The organism is Micromonospora sp. NPDC047620 (assembly GCF_043205005.1).
Taxonomy (GTDB): domain Bacteria; phylum Actinomycetota; class Actinomycetes; order Mycobacteriales; family Micromonosporaceae; genus Micromonospora.
The window spans coordinates 1-22,585 of record NZ_JBIDDG010000008.1 but is presented as its reverse complement, the minus strand read 5'-3'; the positions used below and the strand labels follow the sequence as shown (position 1 = coordinate 22,585).

16 protein-coding genes are annotated in these 22,585 nt (G+C 72.1%); 8 read left to right on the top strand and 8 right to left on the bottom strand.

Features of this window, described 5'->3' with window-relative positions; genetic code table 11:
• Positions 1-11 precede the first annotated feature (11 nt).
• The gene (katG, locus tag ACGF5C_RS11530) at positions 12-2,288 is read left to right on the top strand and encodes a catalase/peroxidase HPI (protein ID WP_393299897.1); all 2,277 of its coding nucleotides are present in this window, start codon (positions 12-14) and stop codon (positions 2,286-2,288) included.
• A 99-nt stretch (positions 2,289-2,387) separates the two neighbouring features.
• Here the strand turns inward: katG and ACGF5C_RS11525 are convergent, their stop codons facing one another.
• A complete protein-coding gene (locus tag ACGF5C_RS11525; protein ID WP_363705475.1) occupies positions 2,388-3,302 on the bottom strand; it encodes a LysR family transcriptional regulator in 915 nt (304 codons plus the stop codon).
• Between the two features lie 116 nt (positions 3,303-3,418).
• Here ACGF5C_RS11525 and ACGF5C_RS11520 point away from each other — a divergent pair, with 116 nt between their 5' ends.
• Both ACGF5C_RS11520 and ACGF5C_RS11515 read left to right on the top strand, forming a co-directional pair.
• Entirely contained in the window at positions 3,419-4,501 is a 1,083-nt protein-coding gene (locus ACGF5C_RS11520; RefSeq protein WP_393299892.1) for a YeiH family protein, read from the top strand.
• Between the two features lie 243 nt (positions 4,502-4,744).
• Positions 4,745-5,572 (top strand): DUF72 domain-containing protein, encoded by an 828-nt coding sequence (locus tag ACGF5C_RS11515; protein WP_393300455.1) that lies wholly within the window; start codon positions 4,745-4,747, stop codon positions 5,570-5,572.
• Between the two features lie 112 nt (positions 5,573-5,684).
• On the opposite strand, the gene ACGF5C_RS11510 is transcribed toward ACGF5C_RS11515, so the two are convergent.
• The gene (locus tag ACGF5C_RS11510; RefSeq protein WP_393299889.1) at positions 5,685-6,179 is read right to left on the bottom strand and encodes a hypothetical protein; all 495 of its coding nucleotides are present in this window, start codon (positions 6,177-6,179) and stop codon (positions 5,685-5,687) included.
• Between the two features lie 188 nt (positions 6,180-6,367).
• Between ACGF5C_RS11510 and ACGF5C_RS11505 the strand changes: the two genes are divergently transcribed.
• Entirely contained in the window at positions 6,368-7,141 is a 774-nt protein-coding gene (locus ACGF5C_RS11505; RefSeq protein ID WP_393299886.1) for an aminoglycoside adenylyltransferase domain-containing protein, read from the top strand.
• Between the two features lie 133 nt (positions 7,142-7,274).
• The gene (locus ACGF5C_RS11500; protein WP_393299883.1) at positions 7,275-8,618 is read left to right on the top strand and encodes an MFS transporter; all 1,344 of its coding nucleotides are present in this window, start codon (positions 7,275-7,277) and stop codon (positions 8,616-8,618) included.
• Here ACGF5C_RS11500 and ACGF5C_RS11495 read toward each other — a convergent pair.
• The 5 genes from ACGF5C_RS11495 to ACGF5C_RS11475 are packed head-to-tail and all read right to left on the bottom strand — an operon-like array spanning position 8,610 to position 18,341.
• Positions 8,610-9,146: a flavin reductase family protein gene (locus ACGF5C_RS11495; RefSeq protein ID WP_393300452.1), complete on the bottom strand. Its 537-nt coding sequence runs from the start codon at positions 9,144-9,146 to the stop codon at positions 8,610-8,612. The genes ACGF5C_RS11500 and ACGF5C_RS11495 overlap by 9 nt on opposite strands.
• A complete protein-coding gene (locus ACGF5C_RS11490; RefSeq protein ID WP_393299880.1) occupies positions 9,146-10,177 on the bottom strand; it encodes an ornithine cyclodeaminase in 1,032 nt (343 codons plus the stop codon). Before ACGF5C_RS11490 ends, ACGF5C_RS11495 begins: the two co-directional genes overlap by 1 nt.
• Positions 10,174-11,622 carry an aldehyde dehydrogenase gene (locus tag ACGF5C_RS11485; RefSeq protein ID WP_393299877.1) on the bottom strand — a complete coding sequence of 483 codons (1,449 nt, stop codon included), beginning with the start codon at positions 11,620-11,622 and terminating at the stop codon, positions 10,174-10,176. The genes ACGF5C_RS11490 and ACGF5C_RS11485 overlap by 4 nt, the downstream gene beginning before the upstream one ends.
• A gap of 1 nt (position 11,623) precedes the next feature.
• The gene (locus tag ACGF5C_RS11480; RefSeq protein WP_393299874.1) at positions 11,624-13,177 is read right to left on the bottom strand and encodes a 4-hydroxyphenylacetate 3-hydroxylase family protein; all 1,554 of its coding nucleotides are present in this window, start codon (positions 13,175-13,177) and stop codon (positions 11,624-11,626) included.
• 16 nt (positions 13,178-13,193) lie between these two features.
• On the bottom strand, positions 13,194-18,341 hold the full coding sequence (locus ACGF5C_RS11475) for a beta-ketoacyl synthase N-terminal-like domain-containing protein (RefSeq protein WP_393299871.1): 5,148 nt from the start codon (positions 18,339-18,341) through the stop codon (positions 13,194-13,196).
• 540 nt (positions 18,342-18,881) lie between these two features.
• Here ACGF5C_RS11475 and ACGF5C_RS11470 point away from each other — a divergent pair.
• From ACGF5C_RS11470 to ACGF5C_RS11460, 3 genes are read left to right on the top strand one after another with little or no spacing between them, the layout of a single operon-like run.
• Entirely contained in the window at positions 18,882-19,823 is a 942-nt protein-coding gene (locus tag ACGF5C_RS11470; RefSeq protein ID WP_393299868.1) for an amidohydrolase family protein, read from the top strand.
• Positions 19,820-20,149, top strand: coding sequence for a 2Fe-2S iron-sulfur cluster-binding protein (locus ACGF5C_RS11465; RefSeq protein WP_393299865.1), 330 nt, complete (start codon positions 19,820-19,822; stop codon positions 20,147-20,149). Before ACGF5C_RS11470 ends, ACGF5C_RS11465 begins: the two co-directional genes overlap by 4 nt.
• A 35-nt stretch (positions 20,150-20,184) precedes the next feature.
• Positions 20,185-21,099, top strand: a complete 915-nt coding sequence (locus ACGF5C_RS11460; RefSeq protein WP_393299862.1) for a catechol 2,3-dioxygenase — start codon at positions 20,185-20,187, stop codon at positions 21,097-21,099.
• 66 nt (positions 21,100-21,165) lie between these two features.
• Here the strand turns inward: ACGF5C_RS11460 and ACGF5C_RS11455 are convergent.
• Positions 21,166-22,585, bottom strand: a 1,420-nt coding sequence (locus ACGF5C_RS11455; protein WP_393299859.1) for an alpha/beta fold hydrolase, incomplete at its 5' end; no start/stop codon positions are given.

Sequence of the window (22,585 nt, the reverse complement as noted above, 5' to 3'; positions counted from 1 at the left end):
GAAGGAAGCAGATGAGCGACAACCAGGACAACGGCCCCTCCAGCGCGCAGGGCGTGGACAAAAAGGCGGCGGCCGGCTGCCCGGTCGCGCACGACTCCGTGACCGCGCACGGAAGTGAGAGCGAGAACCCGGCGATCGACTCGCCGGCCCCGAAGACCGGGGGTCGTCCGCGCACCAACCGGGACTGGTGGCCCAACCAGCTCGACCTCTCGGTGTTGCGTGCCCACTCGTCCAAGGGCAACCCGTTGGGCGAGAGCTTCAGCTACGCCAAGGAGTTCGCCAAGCTCGACGTCGAGGCCCTCAAGCAGGACATCATCAAGGTCCTCACCACCTCGCAGGAATGGTGGCCGGCCGACTTCGGCCACTACGGCGGCCTGATGATCCGGATGAGTTGGCACGCCGCGGGCACCTACCGCATCCACGACGGTCGCGGTGGCGCCGGCGACGGTGGTCAGCGGTTCGCTCCGCTCAACAGCTGGCCGGACAACGCCAACCTCGACAAGGCCCGCCGGCTGCTGTGGCCGGTCAAGCAGAAGTACGGCCAGAAGATCTCGTGGGCCGACCTGCTCGTGCTCGCCGGCAACGTCGCCCTGGAGTCGATGGGCTTCAAGACCTTCGGATTCGGCTTCGGTCGGGAGGACGTCTGGGAGCCCGAGGAGATCTTCTGGGGTCCGGAGGACGCATGGCTCGGCGACGAACGCTACGTCTCCGAGAAGGAGATGGCGGCCGGCGTCGGGGCGACCGAGATGGGGCTCATCTACGTCAACCCGGAGGGCCCCCGCGGCAACGCGGACCCGGCTGCGGCGGCGCATTTCATCCGGGAGACGTTCGCCCGGATGGCGATGAACGACGAGGAGACCGTCGCCCTCATCGCCGGTGGCCACACCTTCGGCAAGACCCACGGCGCCGGCGTCGCCGACGACCACGTGGGTCCCGAGCCCGAGGCCGCCCCGCTGGAGGCGCAGGGCCTGGGCTGGCTGAGCACCTACGGCAGCGGCAGGGGCGCGGACATGATCACCAGCGGTCTCGAGGTGACGTGGACCGACCGGCCGACGCAGTGGAGCAACCGTTTCTTCGAGATCCTCTTCGGCTACGAGTGGGAGCTCACCACGAGCCCCGGCGGCGCGAAGCAGTGGGTCGCCAAGGACGCCGAGGCGATCATTCCAGACGCCCACGACCCGTCGAAGAAACACAAGCCGACGATGCTCACCACCGACCTGTCGCTGCGCGTCGACCCGACGTACGAGAAGATCTCGCGCCGCTTCCTGGAGAGCCCCGACGAGTTCGCGCTGGCGTTCGCCAAGGCCTGGTACAAGCTGCTGCACCGCGACATGGGTCCGGTCAGCCGCTTCCTCGGACCGTGGGTCCCCGAGGCGCAGCTGTGGCAGGATCCGGTGCCGGCCGTCGACCACGAGCTCGTGGGTGACGCCGACGTCTCCGCCCTCAAGGCGAAGGTCCTGGAGTCCGGCCTCACGACCGCCCAGCTGGTCTCGACCGCCTGGGCCTCAGCCGCCAGCTTCCGGTCCACCGACAAGCGCGGCGGCGCCAACGGCGCACGGATCCGTCTCGAGCCGCAGCGCAGCTGGGCGGTCAACCAGCCGGAGCAGCTCGCGACGGTCCTCGAGACCCTCGAGGGCATCCAGCGCGAGTTCAACGAGGCCGGCGGCGCGAAGATCTCGCTCGCGGACCTCATCGTGCTGGCCGGCTCGGCTGCCGTCGAGAAGGCGGCGCGCGACGCCAGCGTCGAGGTGACCGTGCCGTTCCACCCGGGCCGCACCGACGCCACTGCCGAGCAGACCGATGTCGAGTCGTTCCGGGTCCTCGAGCCGCGCGCCGACGGGTTCCGCAACTACCTGCGCCCCGGCGAGAAGACCCAGCCGGAGGTCCTGCTCCTCGACCGTGCCTACATGCTCAACCTGACCGCGCCCGAGATGACCGTCCTCATCGGCGGCCTGCGCTCCCTCGGGGCCAACGTCGGCGGCACGCAGCATGGCGTCCTCACCGACCAGCCCGGCGTGCTCACCAACGACTTCTTCACCAACCTGCTCTCCCCGGGCACCCGGTGGAAGGCGTCGGAGTCCGACGAGCACGTGTACGAGATCCGGGACCTGGCCACCGATGAGGTGAGGTGGACCGCCACCGCGGTCGACCTCATCTTTGGCTCCAACTCCCAGCTCCGGGCACTCGCGGAGGTCTACGCCAGCCAGGACGCGCACGACAAGTTCGTGGCCGACTTCGTCGCGGCGTGGGTCAAGGTCATGAACCTGGACCGGTACGACATCGCCTGATGTGCAGAGGGCCCGGGTCACCGAGGACGTGACCCGGGCCCTCTGCGTCCCGCGGGGGTGGCCGGCCGTGGCCCGCGTCCCCGATGCGCCCGTGCCGGATCAGCCGGGCCCTCGACCGCGTCGAGCCGCGATGGCGAGCAGGTCCCGGGCCGGTCCGGTAGGTCGCTGACCGGCCGGCCAGACCGCGCGGAGCGGCCGGCTGAGATCCACGCCGGTCACCGGGACCCGGACGAGACGTCCGGCGGCCACCTCGTCGTCGATGGCCAGGTTGCTCAGGACGGCGGGGCCGGCGCCGGCGGCGACCGCCGCGCGCATCGCGCTCGTGGTGGACAGCTCCAGCAGTGGCGGAGCGAGCGGCGCGTGGCTACGCAGGGCCGTCTCCAGGGCATGCCGGGTGCCGGAGGTGGGCTCCCGCTGCACCAGTCGGGTCGCGGCGAGTTCGGCGGCGTCGACCGGCCGGCGCCGCCGCGCCCACGGGTGGCGGGGGTGCGTCACGACGGTGAGTTCGTCGCGGGCGACGATGCGCGAGTCCAGCCCGGTGGGCACGCGCGGCCCCTCCACGAAGCCGAGGTCCGCCGTGCCGTCGCCGACGGCCCGTGCGACGTCGGTGGAGTTCATCGCGTGCAGGCTGACGGCGGTCTGCGGCCGCTGCGCGGCGAGCCGGACGAGCCACGTCGGCAACAGGTGCTCCGCCACGGTGAGACTCGCCGCGACCCGCAGCCGTACGTCCCGCTCCGCGCGCAACGAGCGGATGCCGGCGTCGAGTGTCGCCGCCGCCTGCAACACGTCGCGTGCCCAGTCAGCCACCAGCCGCCCCTCCGGCGTGAGCGTGGATCCACGAGGGCCTCGCTCGACCAGGGGGAAACCGACGAGTCGCTCCATGGTGCGGACCCGAGCCGTGACGGCCGGCTGCCCGATTCCCCGTGCCTGTGCCGCCCGGCCGAGGCTTCCGGTGGCATCCACCAGCAGCAACAGCTCGAGCGCGTCCAGATCCGGCACCCGCGACAACTCCACGCCCAAACACTACGCCGGCCCATCAGCCGCCCTGATGAGCCCATCACCCTGAGCCACCTACCGGCCCGACCATCGCTGCTGCACTGTCAAGGGGATCTCACTTTTCGGGAGGCACGGTGGTCGACGAAGACCCGAGCAGATCCACCCTCACGGCACGCGGCGCTGGCCGTCGGTGCGGGAACGGTCGAACGCATCCACCCGGGCCGGAACCGCGCCGGCTGCCGCGCGCCGTCCCCGGACTGCTCCTGGTCGCCGCGGCCACCGCGGTGTCGTTGGCCGTCACGCGCATGCTGCCGGCCGTGCCCGCGTCGACGGTCGCCGTGGCGCTCGGGATGGTCGTGGTCAATCTCGGCGTGCACCGCCCGGTGTTTCATGCCGGCACCCGGGTGGCCGCCGGACCCCTGCTGCGGCTCGCGGTGGTGCTCCTCGGTTTGCAACTGAGCCTCGGCGACCTGGCGCAGATCGGTGTCCCCGGCCTCGCCGTGGTGGTGGGCACCGTCGCGGTCACCTTCGCCGGCACCCGGCTGCTCGGACGACTGCTCGGCGTGTCCCGCGCCCGCTCGCTGCTGGTCGCCACCGGCTTCTCCATCTGCGGTGCCTCCGCGATCGCGGCGATGGAGAAGGTGACGGACACCGAGGACGACGACGTCCCCGCCGCGGTGGCGCTGGTCACACTGTGCGGCACCCTCGCGATCGCCCTGCTGCCGCTGCTGCGCGGCCCGCTGGCCCTGGACGCGGTCGCGTTCGGCGAATGGGTCGGCGCCAGCGTCCACGACGTCGGGCAGACGGTGGCCACCGCCAACCAGGTGCCCGGTGCGCTCACCACCGCCGTCACGGTGAAGCTGGCGCGGGTCGCGCTCCTCGCGCCTCTCGTGGCCGCGGTGGCCGTCACCGCGCGCCGCGCCGCGGGAGGGGCACCGGGCGGGTCGGGCCGCCGGCCACCCGCGGTGCCGCTGTTCGTCGTCGGGTTCCTGGTCGCGGTCGGCCTCGCCAGCACCCCACTGGTCCCGGACCCGCTGACGGACGCCGCGCGTCACGTGCAGCACGTGCTCCTCGTCGCCGCGCTGTTCGGGCTCGGCACCGGCATCCACCTGCCGACCCTCCGGCGCACCGGCGGCCGCACCCTGGCACTGGGACTGGCGAGCTGGGTCCTGGTGGCCGCCACCGCCTACGTCGGCGTGCGACTCCTCGGCCGCTGACGGCCGACAGCCCCCATGCCGCTGACGTCCGACAGCCCCATGCCGCTGACTGGGGCGGCCCACGGCGGGTCGGGGAACACGCGAGGGGGCGGACGGCCCGACCTCCGGCGCGGGCCGAAGGCAGAGCCGGCGGGTGTGCGCGGAGCCGGGTCGCACGGCCGGATACCGTACCCGGGCGCGGGCCTGCCCGCGCTGGCCGTCGAGCGGTGGGAGGATCGGATGCGCCTGCACGTGGGGTGCGCGATGTGGACGCACAAGACCTGGCAGGGACGCTTCCTGGCGCATCCGCTGCCGGCCCACGAGCGGCTGCGCGCGTACGCCGGCTGGTGCACCGCGGTCGAGGGGAACACCACCTTCTACGCGACCCCGGCCCGGGAGACGGTGGCGTCGTGGGCGCGGCAGACCGACCCCGACTTCCGGTTCGTGCTCAAGCTGCCCAAGACGGTCACGCACGAACGCCGGCTCACCGGCGCCGACGAGGAACTCCGGGTGTTCCTGAACGCGATCGAACCCCTCGGCCCACGGGCCCACGCCCTCTGGATCCAGTTGCCCGGCTCGTTCGGCCCCGCCGACGTGCCGGCGCTCGCCCGCTTCCTGCGAGGGTTGCCCACCACCCACCGGTACGCCGTGGAGGTCCGCCACCCCGCGTTCTTCGACGACCCGCGGGCGGCGCGGATTCTGGAGGACACGCTCGTCACGGTTGGCGCGGAGTGGGTTCCGTTCGACACCACCGCGTTCTTCCGCCAGCCGCCGACCAGCGACGCGGAACGGGAGGCGTGGACCAGGAAGCCACGTACGTCGCTACGCACCCGCGCGCTGACCGACCGGCCGATCGTCCGGTACCTGGGCCGGGACGACCCCGCCCGTACGGTCGAGGGCTGGCAGCCGTGGCTCGACGTCGTAACCGGCTGGCTGCGCGAGGGCCGCTCCCCGACCATGTTCCTGCACACCCCGGACAACGCCGAGGCGCCCGACCTCGCCCGCAGGTTCCACGACGAGATCCGGGCGCGCCTGCCGGAGGTCGAACCGCTGCCCGAGCCGACCCCGGTCGGACCGTCGACGCTGTTCTGAGCCGAGGTGGGCTGGTCGGGCGACAGCGGGACCACGGCAACCGCGCGTGCCCGGTCGCCCGCGCCGGGCACGGCGACGACCCGACGGCGCCGAGTGGCGCGGAGGGCCCCGACTACATGTGGTCCAGGCGGGTGAACACCCGATCGTGGACCTCCCAGGTGGCGCGCACGTCCGGGTGAAGCTCGTCGTACGTGTCGCCCCGCATGATGCCCTGGCCGAAGGTCGTGAAGGGCCCGTCCTCCAGGTGGAGACGACTGGTGTAGATGCCTCGGGTGCCGTTGTCCCACGGGATGGTCATCGAGAGCTGCTCGCCCACGACGGTGCCCGTGACGTTGTCGCACCGGACATTTCCCGAGTGGTTCGCGGTGCCCCACACCTGCTGCCCGTCCTGGTGCAGCGTGACATGGGCGACGTAACCGTTGCTCTGCACGATCTTGAGGTAACCGTCGACCCTGATCGCCTTGGGGCCCGGCGTGTCGGCCGGCGCGATGTCGCCCCCGCCGTCGTCCTGCCGTACCACCAGGTCGGGTTGGCTGAGCATCCCGCCCTGCCTCACCACGTCTTCGATGCGCACCCGCCGCTCGGCGCGCGAGAACGGCTCGGTCATGGTCATCCATCCCTCAGGGGGCGACAGCCGCATCGGGTGCCCGGCGCCAGGTAACCGCCGCCCAACTACGACGGACGGTATTGAACCGGCATTGCCAGGCCCAGCGTTCTGTCGTATCCCCGGCTCCGGCAGAAGCGGACGTACGCCGAGGCGATCGAGTTCCGTGCGGCACTGCTACGGTCGCCCGCATGATCCAGGATCTGACACGGGCCTACCTGGCGAAGGTCGATCATGACCTGCCGGGCTATGTGCGGGGCCTCTACGTCGTCGGATCCGCCGCGCTCGGTGCCTGGCAGCCGAGCGCCAGTGACGTGGACACGGTGATCCTGACGTCGCGGCCGGCCACCGGTGACGATCTGACCCAGCTCGCGAGGATCCACAGCGAGATGCCGGGATCGCCGCGCCTGGACGGCGTCTATCTCGAGCCGGCCTTGGCGCAGGCCTGGCCGATCGACAACCGGATCGTGCCGTTCGTGGTGAATGGCCAGTTCACGCCCGACCGGCCGTGCGGCGAGCTCACTCCGGTGCTGTGGTTGACGTTGCAGCGGTACGGCATCCCGGTGCGTGGACCGGCCGTCGCGGACCTGAGGATACGGGTCGACCGGGAGCAACTGCGCCGGTACAACCTCGACAACCTGCGGGAGTACTGGAAGGCGACGGCGGCGACGATCCCGGCCGCGTTGGCCGACGTGCCACCCGAGCAGGTCATGGACGCCGACACCGTCAGCTGGTTCGTGCTCGGCCCCGCACGACTGCACTACACGCTGGCCCACCAGGACGTCATCTCGAAGACGGCCGCCGCCGAGTACCTCGCGGAACTGTTCCCCGCGTACGCCGATCTCGCGCGACGAGCGGTTCGCCGGCGTGCGGGTGAGCCGGAACAGTTCACCGCAGCGGACCTGGCCTCGGCGGGCCGCAGCGTCGACGCGGTGGCCGACGACGCGTGGCGCCGCTTCGGATGACCAGGGTGTCCGCGTGCGCCGCGAACGCCTGCACGGCGGCCAGCCGCCCGACGCCCGACGGCCAGCCGCCGCGCAGGATCCGGTCCCCTAATCCCGTCGGAGAGAACCGCAGCCGCTGGTAGATTCGCTCGCCGTGACGGCGATCGGGGGCGAACGACTCGGCGGGCGCTTCGCCCGGCTCTTGGCGGCCAGCACCACGTCGGCGCTGGGCAGCGGGATGGCGACGGTGGCGGCTCCGCTGTACGTGGCGTCGCAGACCGACGACCCGTTGGTCGTGTCGGCAGGCGCGGCCGTGGCGTGGCTGCCGTGGTTGCTGTTCTCGCTCCCCGGCGGGGTCCTCGCGGACCGGGTCGACCGGCGCCGGCTGATGATCGTCGTCGACTGGGTACGGGTCGTCGCCCTGGCGGTGCTGGTCGCCGCGATCGTCACCGGTCGGGCCGGGGTAGCGCTGCTGTACGCGGTGCTGTTCGTGGTGAACGCCGGTGAGGTGGTGTTCCGCACGGCCGCCCAGGCGGTGTTGCCGGCGGTAGTGCCGCGGTCGCGGCTGGAACGGGCCAACGGCTGGCTGGGCGCGGGCACGACAGTCATGCACAACATGGTCGCCGGGCCGCTCGGCGGGTTCCTCTTCGTGGTGGCGGCCGCCATCCCGTTCGGCGTCAACGCCGGCACGTACGCCCTCAGCGCCCTCCTCGTGGGCCTGATAGCCGGGTCGTACCGCGGAACGTCGGAGACGGGCGGACGCCGCTCGGTGCGCGCGGAGGTCGCCGAGGGCTTCCGCTGGTTGCTCTCCCACCGGCTGCTGCGCACCATGACCCTGCTGATCGGGCTGCTCAACCTCACCCTCACCGCGGCCCTCGCGGTGCTGGTGCTGCTCGCCACGCAACGGCTGGGCCTCGGTTCGGTCGGCTACGGCGCCCTCTTCACCTGCCTCGCGGTCGGTGGGCTGCTCGGCTCGGTCGTCGGGGACCGGCTCGTCGCCGCGGTCACCGCGACGTGGACCATCCGGATCGGCCTGCTGATCGAGGCGGGGCTGCACCTGGCGCTGGCCGCGTCCCGCAGCGCGGCGGTCGTCGGGGTGGCGCTGTTCGCGTTCGGGGTGCACGGCGCGTTGTGGAACATGGTGGCCAACTCGCTGCGTCAGCGGTTGACTCCGTCCGCCCTGCAGGGCCGGGTGGGCAGCACGACGCTGTTCATCGCCGCCGGCGGCAACTGCCTCGGCGCGCTGCTCGGCGGGGTGGTCGCCGCCCGGTTCGGGTTGACCGCGCCGTACTGGGTGGGGCTCGTGGTGGCCCTGGCGGTGATCGCGGTGACCTGGCGGGTCTTCGACCGGGCCACGGTCGCCGCCGCGTACGCCGATCCCGCCCCGGCGGCCCCGCAGGCTCCCGCCACGCTCGAACTGCTCGACCTGGACGCTTGGCAGGCGGAGAACGTCGCCGCCGTCACCCCGGACGCCGCCGGCCCGGACGGCTCAAGCTGACGCTGCCGTAACGGGCCCCTGGTGGAACTGTCCGCAGTAGAACAGCAGCGGGGGGCGGTCGTGGACGCGGCGCACGGACAACAGGCGGCCCACCACGATGGCGTGGTCACCGCCGTCGTAGGTGCGCCACAGGGCGCACTCCAGCCAGGCGGCGGCGTCGCGCACCAGGGGCGCGCCGGTGTGCGGGCCGTCTACGCACGGCACCCCGCCGAAGCCGGCCGGGCCGCCGGGGCGCATGCGACGGGCGAAGTGCCGCGCGACCGCGTCCTGGTCGGCGGCGAGGACCGAGACCGCGAAGGTCCCGGCCGCCACGACGCCGTCAAGGGTGCGGGTGCTCTTCGCGAGGCAGATCAGGATGAGGGGCGGGTCGAGCGAGACGGAGGTGAAGGAGTTGGCTGTCATCCCGTGCGGGTCGGTTCCGCCGACGGTGACGATGGTGACCCCGGTGGCGAAGGTACCCAGGACGGGACGCAGTTGCGGGGTGTCCAGCGGGGACACCTCGGCGCCTGGAGGCGGCGACGGCGGCATCAGCACGGCAGGAGCGTGCCTTCACCGGTTCGGCGCGCGAGGTCGAGAACGGCGGCGGCGAGCCCGATATCGCTGACACCCATGCCGAACGGGTTGATGACCACGCGGTCGGTGGCGGTGACCGGGCGGGCGTACTGCCCCGCGAGCAGACGCGGGATCTCGGTGTCGACCCGGCGCGATCCGTCCGGTGCGGGGTCGTCCGGCCCGACCACCCGGCCCGCGGCGGCCAACCGGCCGAGCAGGCGATGGTCGTCGGTGCGGACCAACTCCCAGTCGTCGACGATGAGGTGGTCGGCGCCGAGCAGCAGCCCTTCGGTGGCGTCGTCGAGCGAGACGTTGACGAACGTCCCGCCGGGCGGCACCCAGTCGAGGTCCACGTACGGCTCGGTGGTGGTCGTGGCCGCGACGGTCAGCGCGGCACCCTCGACCGCCTCACGGGCCGTCGATGTCACCCGGATCTGCCGGCCCGTGCCGAGCAGGTCGCGGCATCGGGCGGCGAAGTGCCCGGCGCGGCCCGCGTCGAGGTCGAACAGGCGCACCTCACGCAGGGCCGGGGTGAGCGGCGCGAGCAGTTCGAGGTGTGTCTCGCTCTGCCGGCCACAGCCCAGGAACGCCAGCCGCGTCACGTCGGCCGGTTCGCGGACGGCGGTGACGGCGACGACCGAGGTGGCCGCGGTGCGCAGGGCGCTGATCCGGGCGCCCTCCATGATGCAGACGGGCCGTGCGGTCTCCGGGTCGTCGAGCACGACCAGACCGGCCGCCCGGGGCAGGCCCCGCTCCACGTTTCCCAGTGAGGCGTTGATGATTTTGCAGCCGTATGCCCCGTCGGCCCACCCCGGCAGGATGAGACTGCGCGCGGCGTGCCCGGAGCCGGTCGTCCAGCGCAGGGCGGCCTCAGGGGACAGCCCCGCGGCACCCTTGGCGTAGGCCAGCAGGGTCTGGCGAATGACGGCCGGCACGTCGATCCGGCTGACGAGCCCGGTGACGTCGGCGGCGCTGAGATAGCGGATACCTTCCTCGGAGTGACTCACGGGCGGTCCCCTTCATCGACCTGGATCACGACGGCCTTTGGCTCGGTGAAGAAATCACGGCTGAACGCGCCGCCTTCGCGGCCGATCCCGGACTCTGCGGCGCCGCCGAACGGCGCGCGCAGGTCTCGGACGAAGAAACAGTTGACCCATACGGTGCCGGCGCGCAGGCGGCCGGCGACCCGGTGCGCCCGCGACAGGTCGCTGGTGAAGAGCATGGCGTTCAGGCCGTACCGGGTGTCGTTGGCGAGGCGCACCGCGTCCTTCTCGTCGGTGAACGGTGTCACGGTCACCACGGGGCCGAAGATCTCCTCACGCCACGCGGCGGTGTCCGTGCCGACGCCGGTGAGCACCGTGGGCCGCACGGTCCAGCCCTCGCCCGCGCCGCCGGTCACCACCCGGGCGCCGGCCTCCTCCGCCCGGCACAGGTGTTGAAGGACGGCTCGGTGGTGTCTGGCCGAGGCGAGCGGGCCGACGCGGGTCGTCGGGTCGGACGGGTCACCGCCCGGCAGCGCCTCGGCCGCCGCGACGAACCGGGACAGGAACGCGTCGTAGATGTCGCGTTGGACGAGCAGTCGGCTGCCCGCGAGGCAGATCTGGCCGGCGTTGGTGAAGATCGCCTTGATCGACCAGGCAACAGCCTGGTCGAGGTCGGCGTCGGCGAAGACCACGCTGGCGCCCTTGCCGCCGAGTTCCAGGCTGACGGGCGTCAGGTTGGCGGCGGCCGCGGCGGCGATCGCCCGGCCGGTTGCCGTGCCGCCGGTGAAAGTGACCCGGTCGACCCGTGGGTCGGTGACGAGTGGCTTCCCGACGGCGTCGCCCGTGCCGTGCACCACACTGAGTACACCGGGCGGCAGGCCGGCTTCGGTCGCGAGCCGCGCCAGGATGGTTGCCGACGCCGGTGTCTCCTCCGACGGTTTGAGGACCACGGTGTTGCCCCAGGCGAGGGCCGGCGCGATCTTCCAGGTGGCGAGCATCAGCGGGTAGTTCCACGGGCTCACCGCGACCACCACGCCGGCCGGCTCGTAGCGGCTGTAGGCGTGGTGGCCGCTGTCCATGGGGTAGGTCTCCGCCGCGTCGAGCCGGGCGTGGTCGGCGAAGAACCTCAGGTTCTGCGCGGCCCGGGGCACGTCCTTGCCGCGGCTGTCGCTGATCGGCTTGCCCATGTCGCGCGTGTCGGCGAGCGCCAGTTCCTCGGTGTGCTCTTCGACCAGGTCGGCGAGGCGGTGCAGCAGGACGCCGCGCCGGGCGAAGCCCATGCCGGGCCACGGCCCGGAGTCGAAGGCGGTGCGGGCCGCTGCGACCGCCCGCGCGGCGACGGTGTGGTCGCCGGCCGGGGCGAGCGCCCACGGCCGGCGGGTGAACGGGTCGATGGACGGCGCCCGTGGGCCGTCGTCCGGCGGGGTCTCCACCCCCTCGATCACGTGCCCGAAGTACGGGGTGGCCACGTCAGCTCCGCTTCCACAGTTCTTTGCGCAGCGCCCGCAGGTCGTCGTAGGACTCCAGGTCGGGCGCGGTCCAGCCGGAGAGGTCGTATTCGGCCAGGCACTGCTCGGCGAAGCCCCGGTAGCCGTCGAGCTGGCCGGTCATCTCCTGCACGGCCACGATCTCGGCGCGCACGTTCTCGTGGTTGCCCGCGAAGTTGCGCTCGTAGAGCTCGTGGCGGCTGCCGAACTCGGTGCCGACGGCGTCCCACAGCAGCTTCATCAGCTTCACCCGGTCGACGGCCGTCTGCCCGGCCGATCCGCGCAGGAAGCGGTCGAGGTACGGCCGGATCTCCGGGTTCTCGAAGTCCTCCGCGCTGGAGTTGATGTAGATGAGGCCGCTGGCGACGTCCTGCTCGATGATCTCCCGGATCCGCGGGTACCCGATGGTCATGAACCACCGGTACGCCAGGCCGTAGTCGAGCCGGGGCAGCAGGGCGCCGCCCTTCCACTCCTGGGGGTTGCGGGCCGCGGCGTCGCTCAGCGCCCAGAACATGTTGCGCCAGGCGAGGACCTCACCGACCCGGGTCTGCACGCCCCGGTATCCGCCGGTGCCGGTCATGTCGAGTGCCTTCAGCAGCAGGCCCGCAATGAAGTCGATCTTCACGGCGAGCCGGATGCAACCCTGGAACGTCAGCCGCTCCAGGAAGCCCGAGCGCGGCACGAACGTGCTGACCTGCTCCGGATCGCCGTAGAGGAACACGTTCTCCCAGGGAATCAGGACCTTGTCCAGGATGAAGATGGTGTCGTTCTCGTCCAGTCGGCTGGACAGCGGGTAGTCGAACGGGCTGCCCATCACCGAGGCGGTGGCCGAGTACGACGGACGGCAGATCAGCTTGAGCCCGGGCGCGCCCATCGGCACGGTCGCCACGAGCGCGAACTCACGCTCCTTGATCGGCAGGCCGTAGTGGGAGATGAAGTTGAAGTGGGTCAGCGCCGAGCCCGTGGCGACCACCTTGGCGCCACTGACCACCAGGCCGTTGTCGGTCTCCTTCTCCACGTGCACGAAGACGTCCTTCGCGGCGTCCGCGGCCAGGTGACGGTCGACCGGCGGCTGCACGATCGCGTGGTTCCAGTAGAGGACCTTCTCCTGGGACTCGCGATACCACCGACGGGCATTGTCCTCGTACGGCGCGTAGAAGTCCGCGTTGGCGCCCAGCGTGCCCAGGAAAGCAGCCTTGTAGTCGGGGCTGCGGCCCATCCACCCGTATGAGAGCCTCGCCCATTCGGCGATGGCGGCCCGGTCGGCGACCACGTCGTCGACCGTGCGGGGGGTCCGGAAGAACGGATGGGTGAACCCGGTGCCGCTGTCGGTCGGCGCGGTGAGCACGTCGCGGCGGGCCGGGTCGTGCAACGCGTCGTAGAGCCGCGCGGTCATCCGGGCCGGGTTGGCGAATGCGGGGTGCTTCGTCACGTCGTCGACGCGCTCCCCGTACAGGTAGATCTCGCGGCCGTCGCGGAGGCTCTCCAGGTATTCGGCTCCGGTGAACGGTCGTGTGGTGGGTGGGTCAGTGGTCACGGCAGCGGCTCCTCGGTCAGGACGTCGGTTCGGTGGTGGGGCGTCCGGCCGCCGCGAGGTCGGCGAGGTGGCCGGCGACGGCGGTGACGGTCGGGTGGCGCCACAGCAGCGTGCTGGGCAGGCTGAGCCGCAGTCCCTGCTCGAGCCGACGCCGGATGGAGACGGCCATGATGGAGTCAAGGCCCATCTCCAGCAGCGGCCGGTGCGGGTCGACGTCGGTCTCGGCTGCCTTCATCTCACCGGCGACGACGGAGCGGACCGCCTGGACCATGTGCTCGGTCAGTTCGGTGCCGTCGAGGTCCGCCCACGCCGGCGCCTGCGAGTCGAGGTCCGCCGACGACGGCGCCTCGACGGTCAGGTCCGCCAGCAGCGGCGGGCGTCCGCCGCCGACAGGCACCGGGATCGGCCGCAGGACAGCCACGAATCCGCTGTCGCGCCGGTGGGCGTACTCCCAGACCCGGAAGGCCTCCCGCAGCGTGATGTCGGCGGTGCCGCGGGCGGCGAGCTCACCGTCGATGAGCACCGACGAGGTCGACATGCCCAGGCCACGCCACGACGTCCAGGCGTAGCTCGTCACGGCGGCGTCCCCGGCGGCCCGCCGGTGCCGGGCGAGCCCGTCGAGGAACGCGTTGGCTGCGGCGTACGCGGCCTGGCCGGGCAGGCCCAGCAGGTGGCCAGCGGAGGAGAACAGCACGAGGAAGTCCAGCGTGCCGGGCGGGAACACGGTGTGCAGGGCGAGCGCGCCGTCGGCCTTGGGCCGCAGCGCACGGGCCAGCGCGGCGTCGTCGACCTGGTCGGCCAGCTGGTTGTCGACCACCCCCGCGGCGTGCACGACGCCGCGGACGGGGGGCAGGCCGAGGACGTCCGGCCGCAGCGCCTGCCGGAGCGCGTCGGTGTCGGCAACGTCGAGGGCGAGTGTGCGTACGGTGACGCCGGCCGCCTCCAGCGATCGCACCGCGTCGATGCGTGTCCGCTGTTGCGGATCGACGTCGTCCCAGCGCTCGCGGGGCGGCAGCGCCGTGCGGCCGGCCAGCACGAGTCGCCGCGCGCCCCGGCTGACCAGCCACCGTGCGACTTCGAGACCCAGGACGCCGAGGCCGCCGGTGATGAGGTACGTCGCGTCGGACCGGCACTCGAACGTGGGCCGCACCGGCGGTCCGTCGAGCGGGGTGAGCCGGGCGGCGTGGACGGCGCCGTCATCGACCGACAGCAGGTCCGGACCGGCCGGTGTGCCGAGGACCGAGCGCAGGGCCGGTGCCGTCGCGGCCGTCAGTGCCTCCGGCAGGTCCACGATGCCACCCATGATGTCCGGGTACTCCGTGACGAGGATCCGGCCGAGTCCCCACAGCGCGGACAGTCCCAGCGACGCGGCCGAAGCCGCACGCACGCCCCGGGTGACGACCCATACGCGCCCGTCGCCGGGCGGCAGCGCGGCCATGGCCCGCACCGCTCGAAGGACCTGGGCCGACGCGTCGGCGGCTGCGGTGCCGGGAGGCGGGGCCACCAGCACGGTACCGGGCTGCTGCGGAGTCTGCGTCGCGAGCGGCACCTCCAGCAGCCTGGCGAGCGACGGGTCACCGAGGACCACGAGGTGGGGCGACGGCGGAGACGCGGGCAGCGGGATCGGCCGCCACACCAGGTCGAAGGCGAGCCGCCCGGGGCTGGCTTCGGCCCGCGGATCACCGTCGAGCACGCCGTACCGCAGCCCGGTGAGGACGACGGCGAGCGTGCCGTCCGGCGCGCTGACGACAACCTCGGCAGTGTCCGCACCCGAGGGCCCGGCGGCGGGCCGGGCGTGCACGATCACCCGCGCGGGCGGCTCACCGGTGACGGTGAGACCACGGATCGCCGCGGGCATCCGCAGCACCGGTTCGCCGGGGAAGACCACGGACGCGATGGACAGCGCGGCATCCAGGACGCACGCCCAGCGCCCGGCTCCGATGCCGCTGCCGGGCGCGTCGACCTCGGCACGCAGCCCGCCGTCGGGGGTCCGCGCCAGACTGGTGACCTGCCAGGGAAATCCCATCCCGCGAACGTCGAGTTCGGCAAGGCGCTCGACGACGAAACCGGGATCCAGCGGGATGGTCGGGCCGTCCGGGCCCGGCGGCGGCGGCGCACCTGGAGGACCGGTCCGCGCGGTCGTGTGCACCAGCCACGCCTCGTCTCGCGGGCCGTCCCCGGCCTCCGGATCGACCAGGCGGGAGGCGAGGTTGACCACGTCGCCCTGGCGCACCACCTGGATCTCCCGCAGCGTGTCGGCCGTCACCGGGGTGCGCAACGCCACCTCGGTGAGCGCATCGGTCGACCCCGCCGCCAGGAACGTGCTCAGCAGCACCGCCGCCGGCACGATCTCCACGCCCTGCACGGGATGGTCACCGTCGTAGGGGCGGCTGGCCAGGTCGAGGTAGGTGTGCCACAGCTGCACCGGAGTGACGCCGTTGACCACGGTCCGCCCGCCGAGCAGGGTGTGGCTCGCCGGGTCGTGCCGGTCGCCGAGGGCGGTCAGCCGCGGGGTGTTCGTCGCCCAGTAGGAACGGTGTTCCCAGGCGCGCGGCGGCAGTTCGGCGAGGTCGTCGCCGGGGTAGATGTCCTCCCAGCCGACCGTCACCCCGGCGCAGTGCGCCGCGGCCAGGCTCTCCAGGAACGTCAACTGCTCGGGCCGGTCGCGCCGCAGCGTGATGAGGACCGTGCCGTCGATCCCGGCGGCGTCGAGCGACTCGCGGATCGAGTGCGTTACCACCGGGTGCGGCGAGACCTCCAGGAACGTGCGGTGGCCGTCGGCGGCGGCCGCGAGGACAGCCGTGTGCAGCAGCACCGGGTTGCGCAGGTTCGCTGCCCAGTACGCGCCGTCGCGGGCCGCGTCGTCGCGGGGGTCGGTGAGCGCGGTGGTGTACAGCGGCAACGCCGGCGGCCGGATCACAAGGCCGTCGGCAGCGGCGCGCAACTCGGCCAGCAGGGGATCCATCTGCGGGCTGTGGAACGCCACATCCGAGTCGACGGTGCGCACCGCGACCTCGGCCCCCCACTCCGCCACGAGGGCACGGACCGCTTCGGGCTCGCCGGAGACAACGGTGGAGCTGCCGGAGGAGGCGATCGCGGCCACCACGTCGGTGTGTCCGGCGAGTCGCTCGGCGACCTCGTCGAAGCCCAGGGCGACCATCGCCATCGCGCCGGCGCCGGCGGCCCGGCGGAGCAGAACCGACCGGCGGCAGACCAGCCGCGCGCCGTCGAGCGGGCTGAGCACTCCGGAGACGACGGCGGCGGCGATCTCGCCGACGGAGTGGCCGATCACCGCCGCGGGGCGGACGCCGTTGGCCTGCCAGACCGCGGCGAGGCCCACCTGCATCGCATAGATCAGCGGCTGGATCATGTCGACGCCGCTGTATTCGCCGCTGGCCATCACCTCGGTGGGCGAGAATCCGATCTCGGCGGTGAAGACGGGGTCGAGGTCGTCGAGCACCTTGCCGAACGCGGGCTCCGCCTGGAGCAACTCGCGGCCCATGCCGATCCACTGTGAGCCGTGGCCGGAGAAGACCCAGACGGCCGCGCTGTCGGACGGCTCGTGGGTGACGCCGCTGACCGGTGCGTCGGGCCGCCCTTCGGCGAGCGCGGTGAGCCCGGCGACCAACGCGGGCCGGTCCGCCGCGACGACCGCGGCGCGGTGGCTGAGGTGGCTGCGGCGCACCGCGAGGGTGTGCCCGACCGCGCCGAGCGGTGCGGCCGTGCCGTCACCGTCGAGCCAGGCGGCCAGCCGGCCGGCGGCTCGGGCCAGCCCGGTGCCGGTCGCGGCGGAGATCGGGTAGACGCGGGGCACGCCGGTGTCGCCGCCGACGGCGTCGGTCGGCTTGGACGCCGGCGCCTCCTCGAGGATCAGGTGGGCGATGGTGCCGCCGTAGCCGTATCCGGAGACCCCGGCACGGCGGGGCTGGTCGCCGCGCGGCCAGTCCTGGAGGCGGTCGGCCACCCGCAGCCCGGTGCCCGTCCAATCGATCTTCGGGTTGGGTTCGGTCAGGTGCAGGGTGGCGGGCAGTTGGCCGTGCTGGAGCGCCAGGACCGTCTTGATGACACCGGCCACCCCAGCACCGGCCTCCAGGTGCCCGATGTTGGTCTTGACGGAGCCGATCAGCAACGGAGTCTGCCGACCGGATCCCGAGCCGAGCGCCGCGCCGAGCGCACCGGCCTCCATCGGGTCACCGAGCTCGGTGCCGGTGCCGTGCGCCTCGACGTAGCTGACGCTGGCCGGCGGGATGCCGGTCGACCGGTACACCCGGCGGAGCAGGTGCTCCTGGGCCTCCTGGCTGGGGGCCATGATCCCGTTCGTGCGGCCGTCCTGGTGGATGCCACCGCCGCGGATCAGGGCAAGCACCCGGTCGCCGGAGCGGCGCGCATCGCTGAGCCGCTTGAGCACGACCATCCCGCAGCCCTCGCCACGGCCATAGCCGTCGGCAGCGGCGTCGAACGACCGGCTCACCCCGCGCGGCGAGGTGGCGCCGGCCGCGTCGAGGACCATCGTCAGACCCGGGCCGGCCATCAGCATGACGCCGCCCGCGAGGGCGACCGGTGTCTCGTCCATCCACAGGCTCTGGCAGGCCAGGTGGATGGCGACCAGCGACGAGGAGCACGCGGTGTCCACGGCGAGGCTCGGCCCACGCAGGTCGAGGGTGTACGAGACCCGGTTGGCCACCGCGCAGTAGGCGCCGCCGATCCCGGTGCGCGCCTCGATGCCGGGCAGATCCTCGAGCAGCCGGCGGCCGTAGTCGTCGGCGCCGACCCCGACGAAGACGCCGGCGTCGTGGTGGGCGAGGGCGCGGGGCGGGATACCCGCGTGTTCGAGGGCCTCCCAGCTGACCTCGAGGGTCATCCGCTGTTGCGGATCCATCAGCTCGGCTTCTCTGGGCGAGACCCCGAAGAACGCGGCGTCGAACCCGGCGACGTCGTGCAGGAACGACCCGTGGCGGTTCACCGCCCGCAGCGCGGCCGCGTTGGCCGGATCCGACCGAAGGTAGTCGTCCCAGCGCCCGTCGGGCAGCTCGCCGGCGGTGCCGCGGCCCTCGGTCAACAGCCGCCAGAACTCTGCGGGTGAGTTCACACCACCGGGGAACCGGCACGCCATCCCCACGATGGCGATCGGTTCGGAGGTCGTACCGCTGGCTTCATGCTGCACGTTGGGGTCCCTTCCCCGCAGAGAGACGCTGGATGATTGGAGGCCGTGCCAGGTGACGCGTGGGAAAGCCGCCGGTCTGACCTGCGGGTCTTCGCGACCCGCGGCATTCACGAACTCAATGCGGCACCGCGTATGCGCCCGGACCTGAGCGAGCGCGGAGCAGAAGGCCACACTTCCGGGGGCGATCGATCCCGCAGGCGTGACAGCGACTGCCGATTGATCCATTGGCCTGTGCGAATGGACAGTACACCGACCCCAATCCGTGGTCAATATGCGATGTGACCGAGATCACATTGATTGATGATCTCGCCGGCCACTGCTAGCGTCTGGGCCACAGCGGCCGATTTCCGGCTCGCCAACGCACGGGGAATATCGACCGTGACGCGGGTCCGCGACAAGGATGGTCCCGACCGGGCGTGATCTCGAATCAACAGCGGATGAACGCGCATTCATCGCCGCGCGCCGGGCACTTTCTCCGATATCGCGCATCCATTCACCCGTGCACATTCGGGATTTGTCGTGGCCGCGAAAGGAACCGACGTGACCGGCACAGATCGCATCGACGTACATCAGCACATCGTGCCGCCGGGCTACTCCCGCTGGCTCGTCGACAGGGGCCTGACGGCCGGGGGCATGCCGCTGCCGGCCTGGTCGGCCGAGGGCGCCCTCGCCATGATGGACGATCACGGCATACGCAGCTGCGTCATGTCGGTCTCCACGCCGGGAGTTCACCTCGGTGACGACGCCGAAGCGCGCGACAAGGCCCGATACGTCAACGAATACGCCGCTGAGCAGGTAAAAGACCGACCGGACCGGTTCGGCTTCTTCGCCACGCTGACCCTGCCGGACGTCGACGGAGCCCTGGCGGAGATCGCACACTCCTTCGACGTGCTGGGCGCCGACGGGGTGGTCCTGCTCGCCAACGTGCGCGGTGCGTACCCCGGAGACCCGGCCTTCGACCCGGTGATGACCGAACTCGACCGGCGCGGCGCCGTGGTGCTGATCCACCCGTCGCACCTGCCCGGACCGGGCCTCGACGGCGCACCGCCGTTTCTCCTCGACTTTCTGCTCGACACCAGCCGCGCGGTGCACAATCTGGTCCGGCACGGTGCGATGCGGCGCTGGACACGGATGCGGATCATCCTTTCGCACGGTGGCGGATTCGTGCCCTACGCGGCGCACCGCATGGCCTATGTCCGACGCGACATGGAATTGACCCCGGATACGTATCTGGCGGATCTCCGGAAGTTCTACTTCGACACGGCCTTGTCGACCAGCCCGGTCTCGCTTCCGTCACTTCTAGCCTTCGCCGACCCGACGCACATCGTTTACGGCAGCGACTGGCCATATGCGCCCCTGCCCTCGGTGACGCATTTCAGTGACGAGTTCGACAAGTATTCCGACATCAGCGACGAGCAGCGCACCTCCATTTCCCACGGCAACGCCGTACGGCTGTTCCCCCGGTTCGGCACGCCGGGATGACCGTCACCGTCGTCATCCTGCCGGCCGGCCTGACCGTGCCGGTGGCCAACGGCGAGACCATCCTGGCCGCGCTGGCCCGGGCCGGGTACACCCACACCGTCGGCTGCCGGCGCGGCGGTTGCGGCATGTGCAAGGTGGATCTGCGCGCGGGCAGCGTCCGGTACGACGACGTGGTCGCCGAGTCCGTGCTCGCCGCCGAGGAACGCGCGACCGGAACCTGCCTCACCTGCCGCGCCGTCCCGTGCGGCGATGTCGTCGTCGAGCTGCGCCAGGACCGGCTCCGCCGCACCAACCCCTTCCTTCCACGTACGCCAGGACCCACCTGACGGACTGACCCGCCCCGCACGATTGGAGCCAGAGCATGGGTGTACTGAGAATGGGTTATGTCCACGCCCGCGTGACCGACCTGCAGAAGGCCAAGCAGCACTACGGCGACACGATGGGTCTCTATCCCGTTCTCGTCGAGGACGGCACGGCCTACTTCAAGGGCTGGGACGAGTGGGACCATCACTCGGTCGTCCTCGAGGAGGGCGGCGTCGGCGTCGCCAAGTTCGGTTTCAAGGTCGCCGACCCGGCGGACATCGAGCGCTTCGAGGACCGCGCAACCCGCTTCGGCTGCGCCGTGTCGCGCATGTCCGCCGGGGAAAACCGCGAGGTGAGCGACGGCATCCGGATCGTGCTGCCGTCGGAGCACGTCGTCGAGCTGTACCACGACATGACGGTGCTGGGCACCGAGGTCGGTACCCACAACCCGGAGGTCTTCCCCCGTCATCTGGTGGGCATCGGCGCGCCACGGCTGGACCACGCGCTCATCACCGCCGAGGACGTCAACCTGATGGAGCGGTTCTTCCGGGAGGTCCTGGACTTCTACCCCAGCGAGCGCCTGGCGACGTCGCTGGACGCGGACGCCGACTGCATCGCCACCTGGCTGACCGTAGGCAACACGGTGCACGACATCGCGATCCTGAAGGGGCCGAACGCCAAGCTCCACCACTTCGCGTTCGAGCTGAGCAGCTGGAGCGACATCCTGCGGGCCGGTGACCTGATGGCGATGGACGACGTACCGGTCGACGTCGGGCCGACCAGGCATGGCATCACCCGGGGGCAGACCATCTACTTCTTCGATCCGTCCGGCAACCGCAACGAGGTCTTCAGCGGCGGCTACGTGGCCTATCCCGACCGGCCGTGCGTCACCTGGACGCCGGACCAACTGGAAAAGGGCGTCTTCTATATCAGTCGCGAGGTCAACGACCGGTTCACCGCCGCGCTGACCTGACCGGCGATCCCGGAAGAGCCCCGCCGCACACCGGCGGGGCTCTTCCGTGTGGCGGCCGGCCATCGCTCAGCCCTGCCGTAGCCAGGCGTCGACGGCCGCGGCCGTGGTGGCGACGTGGACGCGTTCGAGCATCGTGAAGTGGTTGCCTGGCACCGTCACCGCCTCGTGCGGATGCGGCCAGCTGGCCCGCTCGGTCTCCGTCGGCACTGCCGCACCGACCGGTTCCCGAGCGTGTACGAGCAGGGTGGGAGCGGAGATCGGAGCCGGCCTGAGGTCGAACTCCCCGTACCGGGCGCGGGCGGTGACCCACGCGTCTCCCCACTCCTCGCCGAGCCGGTCCTGGGCGCCGGCGCGGTCGATCAGGTGCCGGGTGATCGCGGCCGACCAGGCCGCGTACTCCTCGCTGGCGCGCTCAGGCCACCAGCAGGTGTCGAGCATGACAAGGCCGGCCTTCTCCCACCGGTGCGCCAGCGCAGCGGCGAGCTGCCCGCCGGTGGAGTGCCCGGCGAACACGATCGACCCGGTCGGCGCCTCGGCCTCCAGCACGGCGCGGTGCAGGTCGACGAGCGCGTCGAGGTCGGCCGGTAGCGGTTCGCCGGGCCGGAAGCCGGGCAGGGTCAGCACCGACACGGACGCGGCGGATCGTAGAGCGGCGGCGAGGCCGGCGTACTGGTATACCGACGGTTTCCAGGCGAACGACGGCACGCAGACGACGTGCGGTCCCGGGCCGCCGGGTGCGGCCAGCCGCACGAGCCGCGGCCGGTCGATGACCTCGGCGGCGGTCCGGAACGAGGGCCGGAAGGAGGCCATGCCCCGGACCAGGGCGTCGGCCCGCTCGGCGTCCCCGGTGCGGTAGGCCCGCAGCACCAGGGCGCTCAGCGAATCGTCGACGCCGCCACCGGCGCCGGGCGCGGGTGCGGGTACGGGTGCGGCGGGACCGGCACCGAGTTCCCCGTCGAGGTGCTCGGCGAGCGCGGCCGGCGTCGGATGGTCGAACGTCAGCGTGGCCGGGAAGACCAGACCGGTTCGGGCACCGAGGCGGTTACGCAGCTCGACGGCGGTGAGTGAGTCGAAGCCGAGCGTCGCGAACGGCGCGTCCGCGTCGACGTCCTCAGCGTCGCGGTGGCCGAGGACCGCGGCGACATCGGAGCGGACGATCCGCAGTAGGTTGCGTCGGCGTTCGCCGACGTCGAGGCCGGCGAGCTGGTCGGTCAGCGTCTGCCCGTCGCCCGTCACGGCCGCCTTGCGCGGACGGTGGGTGGCCCGGCCACGCCGGAGTTCCTGGAGCAGGGGCGTGGCGTACGCGGCGGGATCGAGGTCGGCGGCGACGACGGCGGGGTGGTGCCCGCCGATCGCGGCGTCGAGCAGGGCCAGGGCGTGCTCCGTAGCCAGGGCGCGGTCGCGGTGTTGTAGGTGGGCGGTCATGCCGGTGGTGTGTTCCCACAGTCCCCAGGCGATGGACGTGGCCGGCAGACCGGCCCGCTGC

Bases quoted from the DNA above. Each gene is read 5' to 3' on its own strand.
- ACGF5C_RS11515 (WP_393300455.1), top strand. From the start codon at position 4,745: ATGTGGACGCACAAGACCTGGCAGGGACGCTTCCTGGCGCATCCGCTG.
- ACGF5C_RS11460 (WP_393299862.1), top strand. From the start codon at position 20,185: ATGGGTGTACTGAGAATGGGTTATGTCCACGCCCGCGTGACCGACCTG.
- katG (WP_393299897.1), top strand. From the start codon at position 12: ATGAGCGACAACCAGGACAACGGCCCCTCCAGCGCGCAGGGCGTGGAC.
- ACGF5C_RS11465 (WP_393299865.1), top strand. From the start codon at position 19,820: ATGACCGTCACCGTCGTCATCCTGCCGGCCGGCCTGACCGTGCCGGTG.
- ACGF5C_RS11495 (WP_393300452.1), bottom strand. From the start codon at position 9,146: ATGCCGCCGTCGCCGCCTCCAGGCGCCGAGGTGTCCCCGCTGGACACC.
- ACGF5C_RS11505 (WP_393299886.1), top strand. From the start codon at position 6,368: ATGATCCAGGATCTGACACGGGCCTACCTGGCGAAGGTCGATCATGAC.
- ACGF5C_RS11510 (WP_393299889.1), bottom strand. From the start codon at position 6,179: ATGACCGAGCCGTTCTCGCGCGCCGAGCGGCGGGTGCGCATCGAAGAC.